At 34.2% G+C, this 24423-nt stretch carries 21 protein-coding genes and 2 pseudogenes; 11 read left to right on the top strand and 12 right to left on the bottom strand.

The window, feature by feature from the left end; all coding sequences use genetic code 11:
• The first annotated feature begins 10 nt into the window (after positions 1-10).
• The 4 genes and pseudogenes from ACFINU_RS03865 to ACFINU_RS03850 all read left to right on the top strand — a co-directional run bounded on the left by ACFINU_RS03865 (position 11) and on the right by ACFINU_RS03850 (position 2054).
• Complete coding sequence (locus ACFINU_RS03865; RefSeq protein WP_375618143.1) at positions 11-820, top strand: MBL fold metallo-hydrolase; 810 nt, start codon at positions 11-13, stop codon at positions 818-820.
• A 109-nt stretch (positions 821-929) separates the two neighbouring features.
• Positions 930-1242, top strand: a pseudogene (locus ACFINU_RS03860) (hypothetical protein).
• A 74-nt stretch (positions 1243-1316) separates the two neighbouring features.
• Positions 1317-1568, top strand: a pseudogene (locus ACFINU_RS03855) (MBL fold metallo-hydrolase); the annotation flags it as partial.
• A gap of 123 nt (positions 1569-1691) precedes the next feature.
• Entirely contained in the window at positions 1692-2054 is a 363-nt protein-coding gene (locus tag ACFINU_RS03850) for a hypothetical protein (RefSeq protein WP_375618144.1), read from the top strand.
• 319 nt (positions 2055-2373) lie between these two features.
• On the opposite strand, the gene ACFINU_RS03845 is transcribed toward ACFINU_RS03850, so the two are convergent.
• Genes ACFINU_RS03845 through pcsA form a run of 3 tightly spaced genes read right to left on the bottom strand, consistent with a single transcriptional unit; the run spans position 2374 to position 4657 of the window.
• On the bottom strand, positions 2374-2775 hold the full coding sequence (locus tag ACFINU_RS03845) for a DUF6163 family protein (RefSeq protein WP_375618145.1): 402 nt from the start codon (positions 2773-2775) through the stop codon (positions 2374-2376).
• Positions 2772-3818, bottom strand: a complete 1047-nt coding sequence (locus ACFINU_RS03840) for an enoyl-CoA hydratase/isomerase family protein (RefSeq protein ID WP_375618146.1) — start codon at positions 3816-3818, stop codon at positions 2772-2774. Before ACFINU_RS03840 ends, ACFINU_RS03845 begins: the two co-directional genes overlap by 4 nt.
• Before the next feature lie 26 nt (positions 3819-3844).
• Positions 3845-4657 carry a phosphatidylcholine synthase gene (gene pcsA, locus ACFINU_RS03835; protein ID WP_375618147.1) on the bottom strand — a complete coding sequence of 271 codons (813 nt, stop codon included), beginning with the start codon at positions 4655-4657 and terminating at the stop codon, positions 3845-3847.
• Positions 4658-4842: 185 nt separating this feature from the next.
• On the opposite strand from pcsA, the gene ACFINU_RS03830 reads away from it, so the two are divergent.
• The 4 genes from ACFINU_RS03830 (at position 4843) to sodC (ending at position 8125) form a co-directional block, all read left to right on the top strand.
• On the top strand, positions 4843-6069 hold the full coding sequence (locus ACFINU_RS03830) for a UbiH/UbiF family hydroxylase (protein ID WP_375618148.1): 1227 nt from the start codon (positions 4843-4845) through the stop codon (positions 6067-6069).
• A gap of 432 nt (positions 6070-6501) precedes the next feature.
• Positions 6502-6846 carry a hypothetical protein gene (locus tag ACFINU_RS03825; protein ID WP_375611907.1) on the top strand — a complete coding sequence of 115 codons (345 nt, stop codon included), beginning with the start codon at positions 6502-6504 and terminating at the stop codon, positions 6844-6846.
• Positions 6824-7147, top strand: coding sequence for a hypothetical protein (locus tag ACFINU_RS03820; protein WP_375618149.1), 324 nt, complete (start codon positions 6824-6826; stop codon positions 7145-7147). Before ACFINU_RS03825 ends, ACFINU_RS03820 begins: the two co-directional genes overlap by 23 nt.
• A gap of 453 nt (positions 7148-7600) precedes the next feature.
• On the top strand, positions 7601-8125 hold the full coding sequence (gene sodC, locus ACFINU_RS03815; protein WP_375618150.1) for a superoxide dismutase [Cu-Zn] SodC: 525 nt from the start codon (positions 7601-7603) through the stop codon (positions 8123-8125).
• A 538-nt stretch (positions 8126-8663) separates the two neighbouring features.
• On the opposite strand, the gene ACFINU_RS03810 is transcribed toward sodC, so the two are convergent.
• From ACFINU_RS03810 to ACFINU_RS03770, 9 genes are all read right to left on the bottom strand, one after another.
• Positions 8664-9602 carry a COG2958 family protein gene (locus ACFINU_RS03810; RefSeq protein WP_375618151.1) on the bottom strand — a complete coding sequence of 313 codons (939 nt, stop codon included), beginning with the start codon at positions 9600-9602 and terminating at the stop codon, positions 8664-8666.
• Positions 9603-9979: 377 nt separating this feature from the next.
• On the bottom strand, positions 9980-12733 hold the full coding sequence (locus tag ACFINU_RS03805; protein WP_375618152.1) for a DEAD/DEAH box helicase: 2754 nt from the start codon (positions 12731-12733) through the stop codon (positions 9980-9982).
• Positions 12734-12755: 22 nt separating this feature from the next.
• On the bottom strand, positions 12756-14396 hold the full coding sequence (locus ACFINU_RS03800; RefSeq protein ID WP_375618153.1) for a site-specific DNA-methyltransferase: 1641 nt from the start codon (positions 14394-14396) through the stop codon (positions 12756-12758).
• 83 nt (positions 14397-14479) lie between these two features.
• On the bottom strand, positions 14480-14881 hold the full coding sequence (locus tag ACFINU_RS03795; RefSeq protein WP_273787976.1) for an SUF system Fe-S cluster assembly protein: 402 nt from the start codon (positions 14879-14881) through the stop codon (positions 14480-14482).
• A complete protein-coding gene (locus ACFINU_RS03790) occupies positions 14874-16118 on the bottom strand; it encodes a cysteine desulfurase (protein ID WP_375618154.1) in 1245 nt (414 codons plus the stop codon). The genes ACFINU_RS03795 and ACFINU_RS03790 overlap by 8 nt, the downstream gene beginning before the upstream one ends.
• A gap of 10 nt (positions 16119-16128) precedes the next feature.
• The gene (sufD, locus tag ACFINU_RS03785; RefSeq protein WP_375618155.1) at positions 16129-17391 is read right to left on the bottom strand and encodes a Fe-S cluster assembly protein SufD; all 1263 of its coding nucleotides are present in this window, start codon (positions 17389-17391) and stop codon (positions 16129-16131) included.
• 11 nt (positions 17392-17402) lie between these two features.
• Positions 17403-18158, bottom strand: coding sequence for a Fe-S cluster assembly ATPase SufC (gene sufC / locus ACFINU_RS03780; RefSeq protein ID WP_375618156.1), 756 nt, complete (start codon positions 18156-18158; stop codon positions 17403-17405).
• A gap of 159 nt (positions 18159-18317) precedes the next feature.
• On the bottom strand, positions 18318-19829 hold the full coding sequence (gene sufB, locus ACFINU_RS03775) for a Fe-S cluster assembly protein SufB (protein WP_375613439.1): 1512 nt from the start codon (positions 19827-19829) through the stop codon (positions 18318-18320).
• Between the two features lie 139 nt (positions 19830-19968).
• Complete coding sequence (locus tag ACFINU_RS03770; RefSeq protein WP_375618157.1) at positions 19969-21144, bottom strand: cysteine desulfurase family protein; 1176 nt, start codon at positions 21142-21144, stop codon at positions 19969-19971.
• Between the two features lie 160 nt (positions 21145-21304).
• Here ACFINU_RS03770 and ACFINU_RS03765 point away from each other — a divergent pair, with 160 nt between their 5' ends.
• The 3 genes from ACFINU_RS03765 (at position 21305) to ACFINU_RS03755 (ending at position 24236) form a co-directional block, all read left to right on the top strand.
• The gene (locus ACFINU_RS03765) at positions 21305-21985 is read left to right on the top strand and encodes an alpha/beta hydrolase (RefSeq protein WP_375613441.1); all 681 of its coding nucleotides are present in this window, start codon (positions 21305-21307) and stop codon (positions 21983-21985) included.
• Positions 21986-22305: 320 nt separating this feature from the next.
• A complete protein-coding gene (tyrS, locus tag ACFINU_RS03760) occupies positions 22306-23559 on the top strand; it encodes a tyrosine--tRNA ligase (RefSeq protein ID WP_375618158.1) in 1254 nt (417 codons plus the stop codon).
• A 191-nt stretch (positions 23560-23750) separates the two neighbouring features.
• Positions 23751-24236, top strand: a complete 486-nt coding sequence (locus tag ACFINU_RS03755; RefSeq protein ID WP_375618159.1) for a peroxiredoxin — start codon at positions 23751-23753, stop codon at positions 24234-24236.
• Positions 24237-24423: the final 187 nt, after the last annotated feature.

Below are 24423 nucleotides of genomic sequence, written 5' to 3'. Positions count from 1 at the left end.
GGCAAAAGATATGTGTGATCAATACCGATTTACAATATTAGGTTGTGGTCCTTCTCCAGGAGTGCCAAGACCTAATGGTGATTGGGGAACATGTGATCCGAATAACCCTAAAAATAAACGCTACAGAAGTTCTTTATTAGTTGAACGTATTAAACCTTCTGGAGACAAAACAACGATCGTTATTGATACAGGTCCAGATTTTCGCTCACAAATGATCGATGCGCGTGTAAGCCATCTTGATGCTGCTCTTTACACGCATTCTCATGCAGACCATATCCACGGTATTGATGATTTACGCAGCTATGCACTTGCACAAAAATGTTTAATAGATATCTATGCCGACAGATTTACACTAGAGCATCTCAAAAGTGCTTTTGGATATTGTTTTCAAACTCTAAAAGATTCATCTTATTCTCCCATTTTAAAAGAACATCTTATCAATGAAGATAGCCAATTTATTATTCAGGGGAAGGGCGGAGAAATAAGTGTCAATACACATTTACAACACCACGGAAACATTAATTCCTTAGGTTTTCGGATTGGGAATGTTGCCTATTGTACGGATGTTAGTAAATTTCCTGAAAAAACTTTATCCAAATTAATGGATTTAGATGTTCTCATCATTGAAGCTCTTCAATTTAAATCCCATCCGAGTCATTTTTCTGTTGATCAAGCATTACAGTGGATAGAATATTTAAAGCCAAAACAAGCAATACTCACACATATGGACAGATCGCTGGATTACAATAAGGTAATAAATTACGTTCCATCTTATGTAAAACCTGCATATCAAGGTCTTACTTTTGAAACAGATGCGTAAGCTTATTATGCGCAATATTTTAAGTTAAATAAAACACTTTTAAATTTATCCTTTATTTTACTTCATTTTTGACATATTTAGTGTTTTTTATGTTAAAAATGAGGCTTTTATGTATAAGAATTTTAAGCGGGGTGTATGTATTGTGGCTTTAGCGGTTTCCTTGACAGCATGTGGGGGCGTTTAGAAAAAAATATTGCAACGACAACATTACATGACGGATCAATGAGTTGTGCCGATATTCAACGGGAGTTTTTTGCTAATAAACGTCAGATTAATGATACAATTGCAGAGCGTTCTAAAGCAAGAAATAAAAACGTAGCTTTAGCAGCGGCAAGTGTTGTATTTGTACCTGCTTTGTTTTTTATGGATACTAAATTTTAAGTGATCTTGCACGTATGAAACGTTGTAAAATAATGCAATAATTTTCCTTATTTTATTATACGTAATTTCACTATCACTATTTTTGGTCTTTAAGGAATGTACTTTAAAGACCAATTGCACAGATGTTAGTGAGTTTCCTGAAAAAACGTTATCCAAATTAATGGGTTTGGATGTTCTCATCATTGAAGCTCTTCAATTTAAATCTCACCCAAGTCATTTTTCTGTTGATCAAGCATTACAATGGATAGAATATTTAAAGCCAAAACAAGCAATACTCACACATATGGATAGATCGCTGGATTACAATGTGGTCGCAAATTACGTCCCATCCTATGTAAAACCTGCATATCAAGGTCTTACTTTTTAAACAGATGCGTGAACTTATTAACGAAATATATTTTTGTTGATAGTATATTTGTTAAAATTTTAATCTTACTTTTGCTCTATTTAAATCTCATTAAAAACATTTTGTGTTAAAAGTGAGGTTTTTATGTATAAAGAAAATTTTAAATGGGGTGTATGTATTGTCGTTTTAGCGTTTTTTTTGACAGCATGTGGGGGGCGTTTAGAAAAAAATATTCCAGTTACCACATTACATGATGGAACAATGAGTTGTTCTGATATTCAACGGGAATTTTTTGCTAATAAGCGCCAAATCGATGCTACAATTAGAGAGCGTTATAAAGCAAGAAATAAAAATGCGGCTTTAGCAGCAACAAGTCTTGTATTTCTTCCTGCTTTGTTTTTTATAGATCCTAAATCCAGTGAAAGTAATGAAATTTCAGCTTTAAATAACCGTAATGCTGTTTTGAGTGATCTTGCACGTACGAAACGTTGTCAAATAGCACAATAATTTTTCTTAGTTTTATTATACGTAATTTCATTATCACTATCACTATTTTTGGTCTTTAAGGAATGTACCTTAAAGACCAAATTTTATTTTAAAAGTAAATTGTATGATATAAATATGATGATGTTTTAAAGGAGGGTTTTCTTTTGGGATAAAGGATTTATCTTCTGTATCATGTTATCGCATAATATATATTATGGAACTTTATAGAAAAGTGAAGTATAGCTAGCATCAGCGTTTTGAGGAACGAAGCTTTAAAATGAGCTACTTAAGTTAACTAAGATCGAAAATCGAGCCTGTTATTCTGGCTCGAAAATTTTAATCACAATGTTTTTTTATTTTTTACTCTTTTAAAAAAAATAATTACAATTTGTAGTACTATAAAAGCTAAAAACAATATTCCATGAAATAATGGTACAAATGGCTGATAAATAAAAATTGTTATTGCTTCAATCAACGCTGCAATACACCACACAATGATACCCCATAGTGAATACATCCAAAGTCCAACTAAGGCAATAGGATAGAGAATAGCCAATATAGCTGATGCAAATTGCCACTGCCAAGGCATAAGATCAAAACGCCATAGAATACCTGGAAAAACCCCAATAAGGCGTATCCAATAACAAATACCTAGAACTAAGCAAATAAGTGCCAAAAACCGTAAGTAACAGTTATAGATTAAATTGATTTTTGAAATCTCTTTGTGAGAATTATTTTTCACAATAATAACTCTTGTTCAACAGATTGGAAGTAAGAATCTACCATTTCATCTGTCACATTTGAAAGTTTATCTGGTTGCCATTGAGGTCTTTTATCCTTATCGATTAACATAGCACGTATACCTTCATAAAAATCATGTGAATGAATCATATGATACGCTATGCGGTTTTCAATTTTCATACAATCTTCCAACGTTTGAGATGAATTTTGTTTCATTTGTTTCCAGATAACTTTTAAACTTGTCGGAGAACGTGACTGCAAAATATCATAACATTCTTTAGCAAATAAAACATCTTCATTGCTTTTTTTATGTAGCAACTCAAGACATTCTTCTAAGGTATGGGCACTAAAACAAGTGTTAATAATACAACGTATTTCATGACTTGTTTCATAATCTTTTGTAATTGCTCGCTCGTTTAAAGCTAAAGTAGGATCTCCTTGCTCAATAACAGCTTTTCTAATCATATCGAATTCAGTTTCAGCAACGGCGTGTGTTGCTAATCCTAAATTTAAGCAATCTCCCCACTTTATACGTGCGCCCGTTAATGCAAGATAGATACCAAAATGATTGGGAAGAGATGGTAAGAAAAAACTTGCACCTACATCTGGAAAAAATCCAATCGCACCTTCTGGCATAGCAAAAACTGTATTTTCTGTAACAATTCGATGCGAGCCATAGAGAGAAATACCTACCCCTCCTCCCATCCAAATACCGTTTAAGAAAGAAATGTAGGGCTTTGAAAAATGTTTGATATAAGCATTTAAACTATATTCATTCCTAAAGTATTGACAAGAAGCAGCACTTTTCCCCATATGATAGATTTCTACAACATCTCCACCAGCACAAAAAGCACGCCCCTCCCCTTCAATTAAGACACAAAAAACATTATCATCTATTTCCCATGTTCTGAGAGCTTTTTTTAAAGCTGAAACCATTCGTTGATTAAGAGCGTTTAATGCTGAAGGACGTGTGAGCTTTATAATACCAGCACGCCCTTCTTTCGTAAAAGAAATATCATCATCTGCTCCAAAATTAATTTGCATCTCACACCCTTCTTAAAACAATTATTTCATTGTTTTTTTATACTTTTTGCCCCAAGTTTAGGAAATGTTTGCATGATTGCGCCAATAGAATATATATAAATTCCTGTTACCGAAATTCCTATTTTAACCCAATAGGGAGCCTCTAGTTGATAAAAGAAGGCAGAAACACCAAAAAAACACCACAAGAGAAAAATGGGAAAATTAATTCTACGTAAACGAAGGACTCTTACTGGATGAATAAAATAAATTGGCAAAAAAGATATAATCGCCGATAAAACAATAATGATAAAAGTAATCCACTCTCCTGGTCTGACGACAAAAAGCGTAAAAATCATCATATTCCAAACAACAGGAAATCCTTTAAAAAAGTTTTCTTTGGTTTTCATACTAGTATCTGCATAATAAATAGCAGATGAAATAACAATAATTGCACTCAATGAAAATGATAACCCTACACCCATGAAACCACTTTGATAGAGTGCAAAGGCAGGAATTAAGACATAAGTCACGTAATCAATAATATTATCTAACAGCTCTCCAGACCATGTTGGAAGAACGTACTTAACATCAAGTTTGCGTGCAATTGGTCCATCTATACCATCAACGAGAAGAGCAAGCCCAAGCCAACAGAACATAGCTGTCCATTCTTTTTGAGAGGCTGATATAAGAGAAAGAAACGCTAAAAATGATCCCGAAGCTGTTAGTAAATGAACGGAAAAGGCCTTTGCTTGTGGCATTGTTACTTTTTTATGGCGTAATAATTTAGCATTTGTTTTGATTTTCTTTGTTAATTTACGTTTCAAGGTTTTCTTATCCTCGTTTTTAAAGTCTTCAACCATCTATCAATACGCCATTTTTTAACGATGATATAACTCAGCATTTAAAAAAATCATAAAAAGGTTACTTTTTTATATCGCATTATTTATTACATACTATAATAATAGAAGAGCTTCATATAATAAAAAGAGAGAGATCATTTGGAAATGTTAAAATATTTTCTCAATGAATAAAGGTTCAAATCGTTGTGATATTTGAAAAGGAAGAGCATAAAGATATTGCTGTTATTGGTGCAGGTCCTGTCGGAATGTTAGCCGCGCTGAGTCTTGCACAGAAGGGGCTTTCTGTTTTTCTTGTTGGGCCCCCTGCTCATACAGATGAGTTACGGACAACGGCTCTTATGATGCCTGCAATACGCATGCTTCAAAAACTCAATATTTGGGATAATCTTCAAAAACATGCAGCTGCTTTATCGTCCATGAGAATTATAGATATAACTTCTAGAATTGTGCATGCTCCTACGGTGCATTTTTTTTCTACTGAAATTGGCGAAAAAGCTTTTGGCTATAATATACCTAATGTAAAATTGAACAGTGCTTTAGTCGACGCTGTTACACATACGCCCAATATTACAAGATTTGTTTCTGCAGCCAAATCTGTTCATCACACAAAAAACCATGTATGCATTACTCTTGCTGATCATAGAATCATTCAAGCACCACTTGTTGTTGCAGCTGATGGACGTCACTCTCTTACACGTGCCGCAGCAGGGATAAGTGTCAAACAGTGGAATTATCCACAAAAAGCACTTGTTCTCAACTTTTCTCATGAATTTTCTCATCAAAATACATCAACTGAATTTCATACAGAACACGGTCCATTTACACAGGTTCCACTACCAGGACGAAGATCTAGTCTTGTATGGGTTGTTCATCCTTCCCGCGCTGAGGAATTATTAAATATAGAACCAAAAACAATTGCAAAAATGATCGAAAACCAAATGCAATCAATGCTTGGAAAGCTAAACTTAGAAACATCAATTCAAGCATGGCCGCTTTTCGGACTTCTTTCTCATCATTTTGCTGCTAATCGAACAATTTTAGTGGGTGAAGCCGCTCATGTTTTTCCCCCTATTGGGGCACAGGGATTGAATTTAGGATTCCGTGATGTCCAAACTTTAATTGATATTTTACCCAATAAAATATCCAATTCTAACTCTGAAATGATTGTTGCACATTATAACAAATGCCGCAAACCAGATATATTAATCCGAAGTGGAGCTGTTCATACACTGAACTCTGCTCTACTTTCTCATATGTTGCCTGTTCATATCATACGAAGCATTGGGCTTGGTTTGTTGCATAGTTTCCCACCATTACGTAATTTATTTATGCGCGAAGGAATCTATCCCGGTTATGGATTTAAGGAAATTATGCAAATATTTCCAACAAAATCATCAAAACAGCTCTACTAAGCAATAATGGATAATAACGTAAAATAAAAAATAATAAATTGCATTTTGAATCATATCTATTACTGATATGAAAAAATATTCTTGTTCTTTCTAATAGTAACAAATTATATTAAAATAATTAATTATATTTATTAGTATATTGATATGAAATAAGAGAAAAGTGAATTATAGAATGCAAATTAAATAATAAAGATATCTTGATAAATCATAGCTGTTAAATTTAGCACTATAAAAAAAATAATACCGTTTTGAAAAAGTTATTTTATAATAATTAATTTTAATAAGAAGATAAATAATAAAAAACAGTTTTATTTAATCAATATATTTTCAAAAATTTTTATTGTTAAGTATAATATTAAAAATAAAATCATCTTTGGAACCTGTTAGTAACACAAAGGTTAATGAAGTGTTGTTTCAACAAATGGTAATAAGATGACACTAAATAATTTTTTGAAATTAAGTACTTTTTTTATAATGATTGCATGTGTCTCGTTGATAGTCACGACTTCAATAAGTGAAGTTTTTCACCTTCCTTATTGTCAAACCTTTACCTATAGCTCTACTCAAAAGGTCACTAAAATAGGTCAGAACTCATTTACTGCTTCACAAGTTAAAAATTGTCTTATGCAAAATGGTTTTGAGAATATTAAACGATTGCGCTTAGATGACAATGGTATCTGGCGTGCTTTAGTAAAATTTAAAAAGTCCCATTTTTTCGTATCCGTTGACTATTCAGGAACAGTTAGCATTCAAAATGAAAGAAAAGAATATGATTGATTTAAAAACTTACAGCAACGTTTCTTTTCACAGCTGTAAGAAAAAAAAAATAAAAAAGTACTGCCATTCTATTAAAGAATTTGCTTTCATTGGCGGTTTAAATGGTAGCATATCAGGAGCTATCGCGGCAACTCTTGCAGCTTATGGTTATATTGCTCTTCCAGGATTTGGTCCAGTTATCGCAATGGGTATAGGAGTAGCACTTTCTTCCGGAATAATAATAGGAGCACTGATAGGATCAGGAATGGGAGGGAGTGTCGGTATATGCTGTATTTTATTGGAAAATTTATATGAATCATAATAATTTTTTCTCTTATAAATTACATAATGAATAGAAATTTCTCGTCATTTTTTCTATGAAAAACAATTAAATCATCAACAAATTATATGTTCTTTTTTTGATGAAACGATTATCATATTATAAATGAAATAACATCTAACTTACTAAAATTCCTTATTTAATTTCTTATTATACCTCAAAAAGTAGATTTTTAAAAAACATCTCTTGAAGAAATGTAAGTGAGATATAATTATCCATTCATAAAAGCTGTATTTTTTATAGATCAAAAAATAAAAGTTATGTTCAGAAATATATATAAACATACTTTAATTTATTTGCTCTTTCTAAAAACTAATATTTCTATGTAAATTATTTTTCTTAAAGTTAAATTTAAGACACTTATATAACATATAATTAGTATAGATTATTATCTATAGATAATAATCTATTTAAAGATAAGTATAAAGGTATTTCATGAAAAAAATATTATTATTATTGTTTTTTATGGCATTTTTAATTCATAAAAATTCTGCATTAGCACTATCAAAACAAGTAAATATTTATAAATTAGAATATAACAATTCCAAAAAGGCTATTGGTAGCATTAAAATTGAAGAAACCACATACGGTTTGATTTTCATCCCTAATTTATCTACTTTATCAGAAGGAATGCATGGTTTTCATGTACATGTAAATCCTTCATGTGATACAAAAGATGGTATAATTGGTGGAAGCGCAGGTGGACATTATGATCCGGAACATACCGGAAAACATTTAGGACCTTATAATGTCAATGGTCATCTTGGTGATTTACCAGCACTTTATGTTGATAAGCAGGGATATGCCATAATGAGCGTTCTTGCTCCACGATTAAAAAAAATCTCTGAAATTAAAGGGCGCTCTTTAGTCATTCATTTAGGGGCTGATAATCAATCAGATAAACCATTACCGCTTGGCGGAGGTGGAGCACGTTTAGCGTGCGGTATTATTGAAAAATAAAGAGAGTATTGTGGCAGACTCCGACAGTACACACTCCCTTTACCATAAGGTGTGAGAGAAATTTATTTTTTAAATCTATTTCAAGAAATTGAGTAAACTATGTGAATATTTTATAAAATTAATGTTTTTTTGAATGTTTACTTCGGATAACAAAAAGCTTAATAATCATCAAAATGAACAGTAATAGAAATTAAAGAAATAGTAGTGTAAATTCTCCGTAAGAAGACTTCAATATGAGGAAGTAATATTTTTCATGCTTGATGTAAACAAAGCAAAAAAGTCGAATTTAACCCTCTATAATAGCAAATTTATAATAAATTATAATCATTAAGTCTAGTATCTAATGGAATCACGCTCAATGCACAAAATAGAACAGGCATAAAACAGAATTTTTACTCTTCCCCTACTCATGAGGTACGTGAGAAAAATTTTAATTGATACAATATCAATATAATAAGTCAAACAAAATAGTTAGAGTAATTTTTCATCACTCTGAAAAAAAGTCTTTTAAACAATAGAGTCTTTTTAAAAATACCCCTCATAGATACATATGATCCCAATCTAGTGGACGCATCTCACCAGTTTGATAAAATTGACGAATGAGCTTAATATAATCAAGAAAATCTTTGTTTTCCTCCACTAATCTATTAGCAGTATCCCAATCAATATCACTACGTTCTTTGGCAGGAATTAAGATCTCACTCTCGGAAGAGTTTTCCTTATTAAGTCTTATAAACCCAATTCCATGCAAACTTGAAAGCATCCGAAGCTCTTTTAATGTATCAACTCCTTCAATTTCACTAGCAACTAAATAACTCAAATTAGCCCATGAAGAATTACTAACTGTTTGAAAAAATGCTTTTCGTAAATTTGAACGATTGATGAGAATTTTTACTTCAAAAGACCAAAGCTTTGTCTTTTTATCAAAATATTGCAAAACACAGTCTTTGATTTCACGATTCCATTCCTTGCTTAAATCTTGCATCCCTACGAGATCTGGATAAAGCCATTTATTTCCGCCTGCACCATGTTTATTACGAGAACATTTCTCATTAATGCGTTTGCTATAAACTGCAAGTTCTGACCATAAAAATTTAGATAATAACCGATAAAGATCATGCTCTTTAACAGAGCCATCTTCTGTTCTACTCTTTGCTTTGTCCTCTATTGCATCAATTTCAGCACTATCTGTTTGTTTAGTAAAATAATATTGTCGCGGTCGTCCTTCAGTGGTTTTAATTTCTGGATAACGCTTTTGTAATTGAGGGCGCTGCGATCCTACTTCAGCAACAATTTGCTGAATAAGAGCTGCATCACTATTAAGGGGATTGATTATCGCCGTTGAATGCTTTTGTTTTTGACGGCATTTTTCTGGGTAATTTTCAAATATCCATTGAGCAATTTCTCGAGCTGTAAACTTTTTTGTCGGGTTTTTCTTTAAAAAATTAAAAACAGTGTTTGTTAAATTTAAAGTCATATGAAAAACTCCCCCTTTTATCCTCTGGGTATTTCATTATATTCAGGCGTTTTAAATGAAAGAACAATAAACTGTTTAAGTTTTTTAAAAAAAGAACATTTATCAAATTACTCAATAAAATTAAAATATTTTTTTAATTTATGACTATAACTCAAAGATCTTTTCACATAACGAAAATAAGATTGTACTTTTATAAAAAATTGTAAATGTACTACAAATCACCATAAAAAAGCATAATCTTGTATAACTTTTCTATACATTTTTCCTTTTATTTTAACGTCGTTAGAAAAAAGTTAAAAATAATTATTCAAACATTTGATTAAACCTCACACCCGTCAATTAAAAAAACTTATGTGTTTTATTTTTGAAGCAAAAAGTTATAAGCTCTCAAGTATAGATTCTGAAATGGTAAACTCTGCACACAAACCTTCAAAACTACTATTTGCTTTAATAGCATCATGGGGAATAAGAACATAATACCATTTTTTACCGCCATAAGCCGCCGCATAGCGCGTTGCATGACAACACCATTGAACTGCAGCTTCTCTCTTTTTTAAAACAATAGGATTTTGCATTTCAGAGGCTTTTTTAGGCTCACAAAGATATTTGGCATCCTTTGTTTCTGCAACAAAGTCTGGTTCATAGATTGATCCTTTATCATATTCTATCTTGAAAAAACCTCGAGCAGGTTTCATCCATTTCAAGACTTGTTCATCATCCTCTAATATTTGAGCAAATCGTAATTCCCCTTCTACTGAATCAAACTTTTGTAAAGGATAACAGCATTTTCTAAAGCCGCTGAATACAAGTTTTTTAATATCGCTTTTAATGGCAGGAATATTACGAAAATCAAGAGGAGACGTCCCTTGCGGCAACACATAATGGATAGGTTGTAAAGTTGTAAAACCTCGTGTAACTTTAACCGCATAATCTTTTTGCGTTTCCCATTGATGTTCTCTTAATTGCGCAACAATAAAACTAGTAAGCTTGTGCTGATAGTGAATTAATACGTTCTCAACAGCTGTATCATTGGGTAAATAAGATCGGAAATGTTCTACTATCTGACTAGCTAATTTTCGTAATAAGAGCGTATGATTATCATAATCGACAAAGTCATTATCAATCAAACCACGAATGATGTAGTTTTCAAGATAAGGCTCTTTGACATATTCATTCTTAGATGTGAGAAAAATGCTTTTATGGGTACGCAATTCTCGAATTAAAAGTTCTTTACTAACAGGTTGAAAATTTAAGCTTTCTAGATTTTTTAAATCAAAGTCATAAAAACCATAAGTAACATCACGCGAAGGTATGAGTATAATATTTGGAATATCTATTATCAGTTTTGTTAATTGTTTTGTCAGAATTGTCACCACTTTTGATACAAGAGACTTTTGTGATGAAGGCTTAATATTCATAACTTTATTAGCAATTTTTTCTTGTATCTGTGCAGAACAAAGCATTTGAGAACTTGGCAATTTATCATTCTCTTTGATAAGATCCCACGCGATCGCTGCAATATCTTGCTCTTCAGGTGTTAATGTAGGGGAATCTGTATGACGTAATATGATACCTTGTAAATCAGAAGATGCTCCATTTATATCGGAATTACGTATTACCATCGTTTGCATCAATAAAGCTTCTACTTGACTTGGAACTGTCACTATATCGGTCTTTTCAAAGGGGATATTCCCTCCTGTTCCAATCTCAATATGCTTTTTTATAATTGAGTTTGGATCGTTTGCACGATCAATAATATCTTGAAAACGATCATGCGCAATAATTGTTAAACGATCAATAGCTTCCACGCCTGTTCTATACCCATAAGGCAAACGCAATCCACGCCCAATTGTTTGCTCTGTTAAAATTTCTGAAGCCGATGCACGCAACGGTACAATAGTATAGAGATTCGTAACATCCCACCCCTCCTTTAATTTATTAACGTGAATAACAATTTCTGTTGGGTCATGAGAATCTTCAATTGCAATCAGCTTTTGAATATTTTGATCTTCTTCTATATTCGACTGTTTTGTATGAATCTCTATAACTTTTCTCTTATAAGCTCCTGCAAAAAAATCATCTGATTCCAATAAATCACGCAATTTCTGTGCATGATTTGTATCTTGAGCGACAACTAAAATAAAAGGCTTAACGAACTTTTTGTTATAATCTTTTGCATAGACAATTAAATCTGCTTTCACGTTTTCATGGGCATGAATTGCATCTTGTAATTTGATATGTTCTAATTGTTCAGATGTATAATTTTGAGGTTGAAAATCTTTACGTGTAGCAACAGCAGGCTCTTTTACAAAACCATCTCTCATAGCCTCTGCAAGTGAATAACTATAGATAACATTTTTAAAATCTACGGGTTTTGCACCTATTGTTTTTGGTGTCGCAGTAAGCTCTATTCCTAAAACAGGTTTTAACTCATTAATTGCTGCCGCACCAGCAGAAGCTCGATAACGATGTGCTTCATCCATTAACAAAACTAAATCAGGAAGATTTGCGAGATAATCAAAATAACTTTCACCAATCGTTTCTTGTAAGCGTTTAATTCGCGGAATACTAGATTTTAGTGCGCCTTTTTTATTATCCGTTGTATTAATTTTAGAAATATTAAAAATATTGATAAAGGCCGTATCTCTATTCTCAAACAAACGCTTTTGTCCTTGAATATGGTGTTCATCAACGCGAATACCTTTACCACTTTCATAATCTTCACCTGTAATAATAACGGGTCTATTGGCAATAAATTCACTCATTCCACTGAAAACATACTTCGGACTTTGGGGACTAAAATCCTGTTTTAACTTTTCATAAATAGTCAAATTTGGCGCTAAAACAAAAAAATGGCGACTACGACCTGTTAAATAAAGATAGCTGATAAAAGCCCCCATAAGTCGCGTTTTCCCAACACCCGTTGCTAAGGCAAAACAAAAAGAGGGAAAGTTTCGTTCAAAATCTTGTACAGAAGGATAAAGATTTTTTATCACTTCTAACTCTGCAACCAAATCAGCATTTTTAGAAAGCTCTATATTTTCTAAGATTTTTACCAAAATATTTAAAGATTCACGTTGAGGATCACGCAACGATAAGCGAGCAGAAATCCTTTTTTCAACAGTGTTCATGAAAAACTCCGCTTTTTATATATTATTCAAATAGATCTAATTCTGCTTGCGCAATATCTTTATTTTTGCTGTTTTCTTTTACCACAATCACTGGTTCAAGATTGGCTACATTTAAACTGTAATCGTCCCTTCCCCATTCGCATTTTTCTAATATTGCACGGGGGATTTTAGTGAGTGTCAGATTTTCAAAGGATGCTGATTTTGTATCAAAGGCTGTACCACAAATCAGCAACGTGCGATGAGAGCCTACCTCTTCACTCATTATACAGAGTTGTTCATGGGTCATAGCGCTCGTTGTGACATAAATATAATCTGTTTCGGTTGAATACCCTTGCATCCAATAATGATTTTCATCCGGTGCATAGGTAAATCCCATATGTTTGCACATGGCTTCTGATAGCATGGCAGCATTATATTCGCGACGAATAATCCATTGTCCCCATGGATCTTTTTGCAACAGAGAAGGTGCAAGGCGATAATAACGGAATCCACCGCCACCTTGCCAATTGACACTTTTGGAAATTCCCCCTTGATCAGTTCCATCAATGACTTGTTTTAAACGAGGGATAATGTGGGTGTGACAATGCTCACCAAGTTCAATCATAATCCACTTCCTTCCCATTTTATGGGCAACAGCACCGGTTGTGCCAGAACCAGCAAAAGAATCCAGTACAAGATCACCGGGATTAGTGGCAAGTTGAATAATGCGTTCCATTAAACGTTCCGGTTTAGGAGTTGTAAAGACACTATCAGAATTGAAGACTTTGGCTTCTTTTTTTGCATCTTGATTATGGCCAACTTCCTGATAAGGCCAAATGGTCATTGAAACCATACCATTTTTTACCTCTGATAAAAAACGTTTCATAGAAGGAACATTACTTCCTGTTGGACCAAACCAAACACGATTATCTTCTAATAGCTTAGCAAATTTTTGTTTACTAACGCGCCAACTCGTTCCAGCAGGAGGCATCACACTGCGCCCAGAAGGCGTAATAATTTCATAAACATCTTTTAAATTCATAGTCTTAACTGAAAGATTATCTGATTTCCAAGGACCGCGAGGATCATTATCAGGATTTTTATAGCGCGCATCCATATCGCTTGAACGAGGAAGCAATTGAGGGCGCCAAATCGTTTTATCTTTAGCATAAACCATTATAAAATCATGATTATCAGAAAGCCATTTTGTATCATTTTGTGGAGCATATTTCTTTTGCCAAATAATATTGTTGATGAAATTTTGGCGACCAAAAATTTCATCCATCATCACTTTAAGATAGGCTTGTTCATCATCATCAATTGATATCCAGATACTTCCATCATCCGCCAGTAAATGATGTAACAATTCTAGCCTGTCTCTCATAAGGCTGAGCCATATGGAATGCTCTAAACCATCTTCATAATGTTCAAAGGCATTGCCTGTATTATAAGGCGGATCGATATAGATACATTTTACCTTCCCCATATATTCTTGTTCAAGCGCTTTGAGTGCGAGCAAATTGTCACCAAAAATAAGTTTATTATCAAAAATATCTTGGGATGATATTCGATGCGAAGCGTGATAAGATTTTTCAAGATCTTCTAATAAGATACGAGGCTCTAGTTTTGGGCGTTTTTCTTTTCCAATCCAAGTGAGTTCTAGTTTTTGTTTATTATAACTCATGCGATCGTCCTTAAATTCAAATGCTTGTGAAAAGTAAACAGCTTATTCATGAATGGCTGAATTAGAGTCTCTTAACAATACTTTTAGTACCATCCGACAGCAATTTGAGCTTCTTCTGACATACAATCAGGTGTCCATGGTGGATCAAAAGTCATAGTGACTTCAACATACGAAACCCCTTCAACTGCACTGACTGCATTTTCTACCCACCCTGGCATTTCACCCGCAACAGGACATCCCGGTGCTGTAAGAGTCATTTCAATTTTTACTGAACGATCATCTTCAATATCAATACGATAAATCAGTCCTAGCTCATAAATATCAGCAGGAATCTCTGGGTCATAAACTGTTTTGAGAGCAGCAATAATATCATTTGTCATACGATCAATTTCGTCTGCTGGAATTGCTGATATGTAAGATTTTTTATTTTCGCTTACAGTTTCAACGGATTCTGTAGAATGACGCTCTTCAATTGATTCAGCCATTAAAAAATGTCCTTGTTTCTTGCAATGCTTCTACTAATTGATCTATATCCTCTTGAGTGTTATACATGGCTAACGATGCGCGGCAAATAGATGTTAGACCAAAGCGCTGTAATAAAGGCTGTGCACAATGAGTTCCCGCACGTATCGCAACCCCTTTTCTATCAATAAACATAGCGATATCATGGGCGTGAATCCCTTCAATTGTAAATGATATAATAGCTCCTTTATTGGGAGAATGACCATAAATACGCAATGACTCAACCATTTTAAGTTTTTCCTGCGCATAAGCTAAAAGGGACCTCTCATGGGCATGAATCGTGCTACGACCTTTCTCTTGTATATAATCAATAGCCGCAGTTAATCCAATAGCTTCAACGATAGGAGGAGTGCCTGCTTCAAAACGGTAAGGAGGAGCATTATAAAAAACCTTATCGGTTGTTACCTCCTCGATCATTTCCCCTCCCCCTTGAAAAGGACGCATTTCTTCTAATCTATCTTCTTTACCATACAAAACACCAATACCAGTGGGACCATAAAGCTTATGACCTGTAAAGACATACCAATCACAATCGAGATCTTGTACATCAACGGTTAAATGTACTGCTCCTTGAGAACCATCAACAAGAACAGGAATAGAATTTTGATGTGCTAGCTTAATAATCTCTTTAACAGGAGGCACAGTTCCTAATATATTGGACATATGCGTTATAGCAACAAGCCGCGTTTTTTCGCTTAAAGCCTTTTGGAAATCTTCAATGTGCAGAACACCATTTTCATCGACAGGAACAAAAATAAGTTTAACCCCTTTTTGTTCACGGAGAAAATGCCAAGGAATAATATTTGAATGATGTTCCATGATCGTTAGAACAATCTCATCACCTTCTTTGAGTTTTGGCATCGCCCAACCATAAGCAACAGTATTAATAGCTTCTGTTGCATTTTTCGTAAAAACAATTTCTTCAGCTTTTTGAGCATTTAGAAAAACACGAACGGTTTCACGAGAATTTTCATATGATTGTGTTGCTATATTGGCTAAAAAATACATTCCCCTATGCACATTAGCATAACTATAGTGATAATAATTATTCATTGCATTGAGTACTGACATTGGTTTTTGGGCAGAAGCACTACTATCAAGATATGCTAATCGCTTTCCATAAACTTGATGGTGCAAAATAGGAAAATCACGCCGAATTTCTTCGACATTATAAGTAAATGTTTGTACGTTATTTTCCATTTTTTCTACCTTAAACATTTTTTTCAAGCCATTTACTAATGATATTCTCCAAAACGATTTGAATATTATCTTGCTTGATGTCATCAATGAGCTCAGAGATAAATCCTTTAATCAAAAGCGCACGAGCCGTTTTAAAAGGGATACCACGTGTCATAAGATAAAAAAGATAATCATGATTAATATTAGCAACTGTTGCACCATGACCACATGCAACATCATCAGCAAAAATCTCCAGTTCAGGCTTTGCATTAAATTCTGCATCATCTGAAAGAATAAGGCTATTACAAGCCATGCGTGCATCTGTTTTTTGCGCTTTTTGAGAAACACGTATTATTCCTTGGAAAACACCAACAGCCTTATCTGTAACCACATTGCGTATAATTTCGGTTGATGTTGATTTTTCTTCCACGTGACGAACAGTCATTGTAAGATCACTATGTGTTTGTCCTGATAATAAATTTATGACGCGTAATTGAAAATCAGATTCTTCTCCCTGTAATTCAATATCGATTTCTTGGCGATTTAATTGACTCCCTATATTAATGACATAAAGCGATAACTTCGCTCTTTGAGCAAGAACAGCACAAAATCGACCAAATTGTGTAGAATTAAAATCACGATTGCGAATGAGAATCCACGTAACATCACTATCAGCAGCAACATTTAATGAAAATATTGAACTGACAAAGGTATCTTTATCATTGCCAACCTGATGTTCAATAAACATAACTTGACTATTTTTATCAACTTTTATATCCGAAAAAATATGAGATTGTCCCCCCATTTGTATATTTTGTAATTCAATGGGGATATTTAACTTTGTATTTTCAGGGATGTGAAAAAGCCAACCATCTGTAACAAAAGCTGTATTTAACTGTCCAATAAAATCTTCATCAGAAATGTTTTGATTTATCTGTACAGAATTATCTTCTAATGCGTCTGAAAGGCGTTTTACTGCAATGTTGTCTACCTTTGACTCTATCGATGTTTTTCCATTGTTTATGGAGAAAACAGCACTTTCTGAAAGCAATGCATCAACCAATTGATTGTCTTGAACTTTTGAAAAATTGCTAATAGACTTCAGTAAGGTACGCAGATTGGTATAATGCCAACTTTCGATTTTACGGGAAGGAAGCCGTGTCGTTTGAAACTGCTCAATAGTTTTCTTGCGGATTTCCTGTACAGCTTTATCACCAGGTAAGTGGTTTACATACTGATTAAAATTACTGAGTATATTTTCTTCAACCGTTAACAAGTTTTGCTGTGCATTCATATTTAATAACCTCAAACCGCTTCTCTAATAAGATCAGCATACCCATTTTGCTCTAAATAAAGCGCTAAGGATTTATCACCGCTTTTGATAATTTGTCCTTTATAAAGAACATGTACCGTATCAGGAATAATATAATTAAGCAGCCGTTGATAATGGGTAATCACCAAAAATGAACGTTTTGAATCCCGAAGTTTATTAACACCATCTGCAACAATTTTTAGTGCATCAATATCTAAACCAGAATCCGTTTCATCTAAAATGCAAAGTGTAGGTTCAAGAAGTGCCATTTGTAAAATTTCAGCGCGTTTTTTTTCTCCACCTGAAAAACCTACATTTAATGGACGCTTTAGCATATCCATATCTATTTCAAGTTTGGCTGAAACTTCTTTAACACATTTTATAAATTCAGGAATTTTAAGTTCTTCGTCACCTCGCGCTTTGCGTTGAGAATTCATCGCAACTTTTAAAAATTCCATTGTTGCTACCCCTGGTATTTCCATTGGATATTGAAATGCAAGAAAAACACCATATGCAGCACGTTCTGCTGGATCCATTTCTAAAAGTGATTGTCCATTATAGAGAATATCTCCTTCTGTTATTTCATAATCATCACGACCAGCAAGCAAATAAGATAAAGTTGATTTTCCGGCTCCATTTTGTCCCATGATAGCGGCAACTTCTCCATCTTGAACTGTCAAGTTTAAACCACGAATAATTTCTGTATCGGTTTCAGCAATACGGGCGTGCAAATTTTTGATCTCTAACATAATTTAATCCTGTTTTGGCTGTTTTTCAGATATCAATGCGTATTATTTTACCTTAGCATCCATCTACTTTTGTAATTACCATAGAGGTTATTTTTAGCATTATGTGCTACCGTTACAGCCTTTTTACATAAAGTCTTCTATTTATCTAATTAAATAAAATTATCCAACACTACCTTCAAGGCTAATACTAATAAGCTTTTGTGCTTCGACAGCAAATTCCATGGGAAGTTTTTGAATGACTTCTTTTACAAAACCATTTACAATTAATGCGATAGCTTCTTCTTCAGGAATTCCTCTTTGCATAACATAAAAAAGTTGGTCATCAGAAATTTTTGATGTTGTGGCTTCATGTTCAAACTGAGCTGTTGCATTTTTTGCTTCAATATAAGGAACTGTATGCGCACCACAATCATTTCCGATTAACAAACTATCACATTGCGTAAAGTTACGCGCATTTTGTGCTTTTCGATGAGCTGTGACTTGTCCCCGATAAGTGTTATTTGAAAAACCTGCAGAAATACCTTTGGAAATAATGCGACTGGATGTATTCTTTCCCAAATGAATCATTTTTGTACCAGAATCAATTTGTTGATAACCGTTTGCAACAGCAATAGAATAAAATTCTCCACGCGCATTATTACCACGGAGTAAGCAGGATGGATATTTCCAAGTAATCGCAGAACCGGTCTCAACTTGTGTCCATGAAATTTTAGAGCTATCACCTCGACAATCTCCACGCTTCGTCACAAAATTATAAATACCGCCCTTTCCATCTTTATCGCCAGGATACCAGTTTTGTACTGTAGAATATTTAATCTCTGCATTTTCAAGGGCAATAAGCTCAACAACAGCAGCATGAAGTTGGTTTTCATCACGTTGGGGTGCTGTACACCCTTCAAGATAAGAAACATAGGAATCTTCAGCGGCGATAATCAATGTTCGTTCAAATTGGCCAGTGTTGCGTTCATTAATCCTAAAATAAGTTGAAAGCTCCATAGGACAACGAACCCCTTTGGGAATATAAACAAATGAACCATCTGTAAAGACAGCTGCATTTAAGGCCGCATAATAATTATCACTTATAGGTACAACTGTTCCTAAATATTCTTTAATAAGCTCAGAATGTTCAATAATCGCCTCTGAAATAGAACAAAAAATCACACCAGCACGTGCCAGCTCTTTTTTGAATGTTGTTACAACAGAAACAGAATCAAAGACTGCATCAACAGCCACCTGCCCCGATACAGACATACTGTCATCAAAAGTGGAGGGATCAGACTGTTTTCTTACTCCTGCCAAAATCTCTTGTTCTTTAAGAGGAATGCCAAGTTTTTCGTACGTTGCTAATAACTCAGGATCCACTTCATCCAAAGATTTTGGTCCTGTATGATTTTTTGGAGCAGCATAATAATAAAGCTCCTGAAAATCAATTTTAGGATATTCAAGACGCGCCCAATGAGGCTCTTGCATTGTCAGCCAACGGCGGTAAGCTTTTAAGCGCCATGTTAGCATCCATTCAGGCTCATTTTTTTTAGCGGAAATAAATTTGATAATATCCTCATTTAAGCCTTTTGGAGCTTTATCGGTTTCAATATTGGTTTCAAAACCATATTTATATTGGTCAACATCTATTTCACGTACTTGACGTATCGTTTCTTGTACTGCCGGCATAAATTTTCTCCATTTTTTGGCGTCAAAAACCGGTAACTAAAGTCTTGTTTTTTACAAGATTAAAGTAAGCAAGTTATCTCCTAGGCTATAGGTAAAGCGCAAAAATTTCAATCAAACTTATTTTATTTTTAAAATAATTCTAATTTTTATAACTTTCTGATGATAAATCTTCCCCTTTTTTCCTGCTTATAATTTGAGAAAAAAACGACAGAAAATCATCAATATCTTCAGAAGTTGTGCCACGCCCTAGCGAAATGCGAATGGCACCATTTGGAACATGATACCCCATTGCCTCCAACACTTTGCTTTGTTTTACTTTTCCCGAAGAACAGGCAGAGCCGGATGATAAAGAAAACCCTTCTAAATCAAAAGCAATTTGCATCGTTTCAGCTTTTATATTTTTCACGGTAAAGTAAGTTGTATTTGGCAAACGTTGAACTCTTTTGCCAAAAATCTCAACATTTTTACTTATTTTTTGTAGTCCAGCTTCTAATTTATTGCGTAAATATATTAACTGTTTTATTTCCTCCTGTGTGAAGCAATCAGTCATTGCTGCCCCAAAAGCAGCAATAAGGGGCAATGCTTCTGTTCCTCCACGGAGACCTTTTTCTTGTCCTCCTCCAATAATAAGAGGGTGTGGCATGAGAAGATTACCACATGAAACAAAAGCACCGATTCCTTTAGGACCGCCAACTTTATGTGCAGACAGTATAAAAAAGTCTCCTCCTAACTGATGAATATCCACAAAATTTTTATCTACATATTGTGTCAAATCAACTATAAGAGTGCCTCCTAAATCCCGAACAATAGCGGCGATTTCTGTTAACGGTTGAATAACACCCGTTTCACTATTTGCAGCTTGAATAGCAACAAGAGGTAAACCTTTTGTTTTATCGTGAACCGTTAAGAGTGATGTTAATTTATCTTGTTGTATGAGCCCATCTTGATCAACATCAATGACGCTTATCAATTCTTTAGAAAAACGTCCTCCCTCTGCAACAGAGGGATGTTCAGTCGCTCCAAGGTAAAGATGAGAAAATTTAACTTTTGCTTTCCCCATATTGTAAAAAGGTGTTAACAAAGTCATTGCGGCTTCACTCGCACCAGAGGTAAATACCACGTGATCTGGATCTGTTTTAAGATTTTCAGCGATTTGCCGACGGGACTTTTGCAACAAAGTTTTAGCGGCACGCCCTTCCTTATGAACCGATGATGGATTACCAAATATCTCTAAAGATTCCAGTAACGCTATCCGTGCCACTTTTTTGAGCGGTGTTGTTGCGTTATGATCAAAATATCGGCGTTTTATAACCATTTTACATCGCAATCATTAATCTTATAAATTGATTGAAAAAATAGCGCATTTTTCTTGAAAAGTGCACTAAAAAAAGAATATCTAGTAATTATTTAAGAGATTCTATGGTAAAAGTCGACCAGGGTCAAAGAGAGCCTTTTATTGCATTAAGGAGCATTTTATGCCAGAAATTATTTTTAACGGTCCCGCGGGTCGGCTCGAAGGGCGTTATCAACCTTCACAACAAAAAAATGCACCCATTGCGATCATTTTGCATCCTCATCCCCAATTTGGTGGAACTATGAATCATAAAATTGTCTATGACCTCTTTTATATGTTCCAACAACGTGGCTTTACAACTTTACGTTTTAACTTTCGTGGTATTGGTCGTAGTCAGGGTGAATTTGATTATGGAATAGGAGAACTTTCAGATGCTGCTGCTGCTCTCGATTGGGTGCAAACACAACATCCAGACTCTAAAAATTGTTGGGTAGCAGGATACTCATTTGGAGCATGGATTGGTATGCAGCTTTTAATGCGCCGACCGGAAATTGAGGGATTTATCTCAGTTGCCCCTCAGCCTAATGTTTATGACTTTTCATTTCTTGCACCTTGTCCCTCTTCTGGACTTATCATTCATGGCGGTATCGATAAAGTTGCCCCTCCAAAAGATGTTCAAATACTTGTCGATAAATTAAAAACACAAAAAGGTATCATTATTACACAAGAAATATTGGAAGAGGCTAATCACTTTTTCAGTGGATGTCATGAAAAACTTATTGAACGATGTGCCCACTATTTGGATAACCATATCTCCAATGAACTTCTCGCTCCTCCTCCTGAAATACTTTCACTAACTTAGGAAAATACGATAGATTTATAAAAAATTAGCAAAAATCGTCTCTGATCATAACAAAGTAATTTTTTTAGTCTGCATTTAAAACTTTTCTAAATTTTATTCAGGATAGAAATGAGAATAACAGAACACCTTTTTTCTATTACTAAGAAGTTTCTTTTTTAGCGTAAAAAGGAAATAATATCTGTATTATTATCTTTATACTACCAATATGTCTCTTTCTCTTGTGAGGTGTGCGTCAGTTATGATAGATAACACATTAATAATTCATTATATAATCGCCTATTATATAAAATAATGCACTCTTAAATTAGGAAATTAAATCTGTGTTTGCCTTTAAATCTGATTTTTTACACATTATGAGCGAACGTGGTTTTATCCACCAAATTTCAGATGAAAAAGGCTTAGATGATCTTTTTTCCAAAGAAACTGTAAGCGCTTATACTGGATTTGACCCAACAGCATCGAGTTTACATGCTGGAAGTCTTCTTCAGATTATGATGCTTTATTGGTTACAAAAAACGGGTCATCGCCCCATTGCTTTAATGGGCGGAGGGACCGGATTGATTGGTGATCCTTCCTTCAAAGACGAAGCGCGACGCCTTCTGACACAAGATGATATTGCTGCAAATATTGATGGTATTAAAAAGGTATTTGCTAACTATTTGACATTCGGTGTCCGAGAAACCGATGCTTGTATTGTGAATAATGCTGAATGGTTATGCAATTTAAACTACTTAGAATTTTTGCGTGATGTAGGAAAGCATTTTTCTGTCAACCGTATGTTGTCATTTGATTCTGTCAGACTCAGACTTGAGCGTGAGCACTCTTTGTCATTCTTAGAGTTTAATTATATGATTCTGCAAGCTTATGACTTTGTTGAACTTTATAAACGTTATGGTTTGCGTATGCAAATGGGGGGCTCTGATCAGTGGGGCAACATTATTAACGGAATCGAATTAGGACATCGTTTAGGAACACCGCAATTATATGCGTTAACATCACCATTACTGACAACCTCTTCCGGTGCCAAAATGGGTAAATCATTGAATGGGGCTGTATGGCTGAATGCGGATAAGCTTTCACCTTATCAATTTTGGCAATATTGGCGCAATACAGAAGATGCTGATGTAACACGATTTCTAAAGCTCTATACTCCATTGCCGATGGATGAGATTCTTAAACTTTCTCTATTACAAGGAACTGAAATTAACGAAGCAAAAAAAATTCTTGCAACAGAAATTACAGCAATGTTGCATGGACGTGTTCTTGCTGATGCAGCAGCAGAAACGGCTCGCAAGACGTTTGAAGAAAAAACTCTGGGAGAAAATCTTCCAACTGTTGAAATTAATGCCTCAGAATTAAAAAAAGGTGTTGGATTGCTCACTCTTTTAGTACAAGCAGGACTCGCTAGATCTAATAGTGAGGCACGCCGACACGTTCAAGGTGGAGGTGTCCGTGTAAATGATCAAATTATTGAGGATGAAACACATCTTATTATTGAAGGGGATGTCAGTGCAGAAGGAACCATTAAACTTTCTTTTGGTAAGAAAAAACATGTTGTGATGAAACCAGTATAATCTTTTGCTGTTTTGTTTATGTTGTTCACGTCGAGCTTGTTCTTTCAATTCAATCGTTGTGATAGGGCGAGTTTTGTTAGGAAAATAAAGGTCTCTTCAAAACAATAATATTTCTAGAGAGTTGAATAGTTCTTTTCTTCTGTGTACTCTGATATCTTATACCTGTTACACAAAAAAGAAAGATGAAAACAATGACAAGACCAATGAAAGGTGCTTTTGCTCCTGATTTTACTTTGCCGCGCGATGGAGGAGAGACAGTGTGTCTTTCTGACTTTAAAGGAAAGCCTGTTGTTTTATATTTTTATCCAAAAGATGACACCAGTGGTTGCACAAGTGAAGCACTTGATTTCACAAAATTAAAGATGAAATTTGATGAAATCGGTGTTGCTGTTATTGGAATCTCTCCAGATAATGTAAAAAAACATGATAAATTTAAAATAAAACATGAACTTGATGTCATCTTGGTTTCTGATGAAGAAAAAACGACCCTCGAAGCTTATGGTGTTTGGGTTGAGAAAAGCATGTATGGACGCAAATATATGGGAGTTGAACGGAGCACTTTTTTAATTGATGCAAATGGAATAATAGTAGAAGAATGGCGCAAAGTAAGCGTATCTGGGCATGCTGAAAATGTTTTAGCTACTGCAACACTTTTATATCATAATGGTAACTTGTAAATTGAGTGTTTGATTTACCTTCAAAAGCAAAAGTTATTTCCCCTAATTGATTTTAGTTTTTCAATGGATTCAATTTTTACAATATATTGATTTATAAGGATAATGAATTGTTTTACATTTATATTAGTCCCCTGAATATCGCAAATTTTTCTTATTTCAGATTCTTCCTATCACTTGCAATATCATA

The sequence above is a fragment of the Bartonella sp. AC130YNZD genome, from assembly GCF_042196865.1.
Classification (GTDB): Bacteria; Pseudomonadota; Alphaproteobacteria; order Rhizobiales; family Rhizobiaceae; genus Bartonella.
This window is presented reverse-complemented; position numbering and strand designations above follow the sequence as displayed.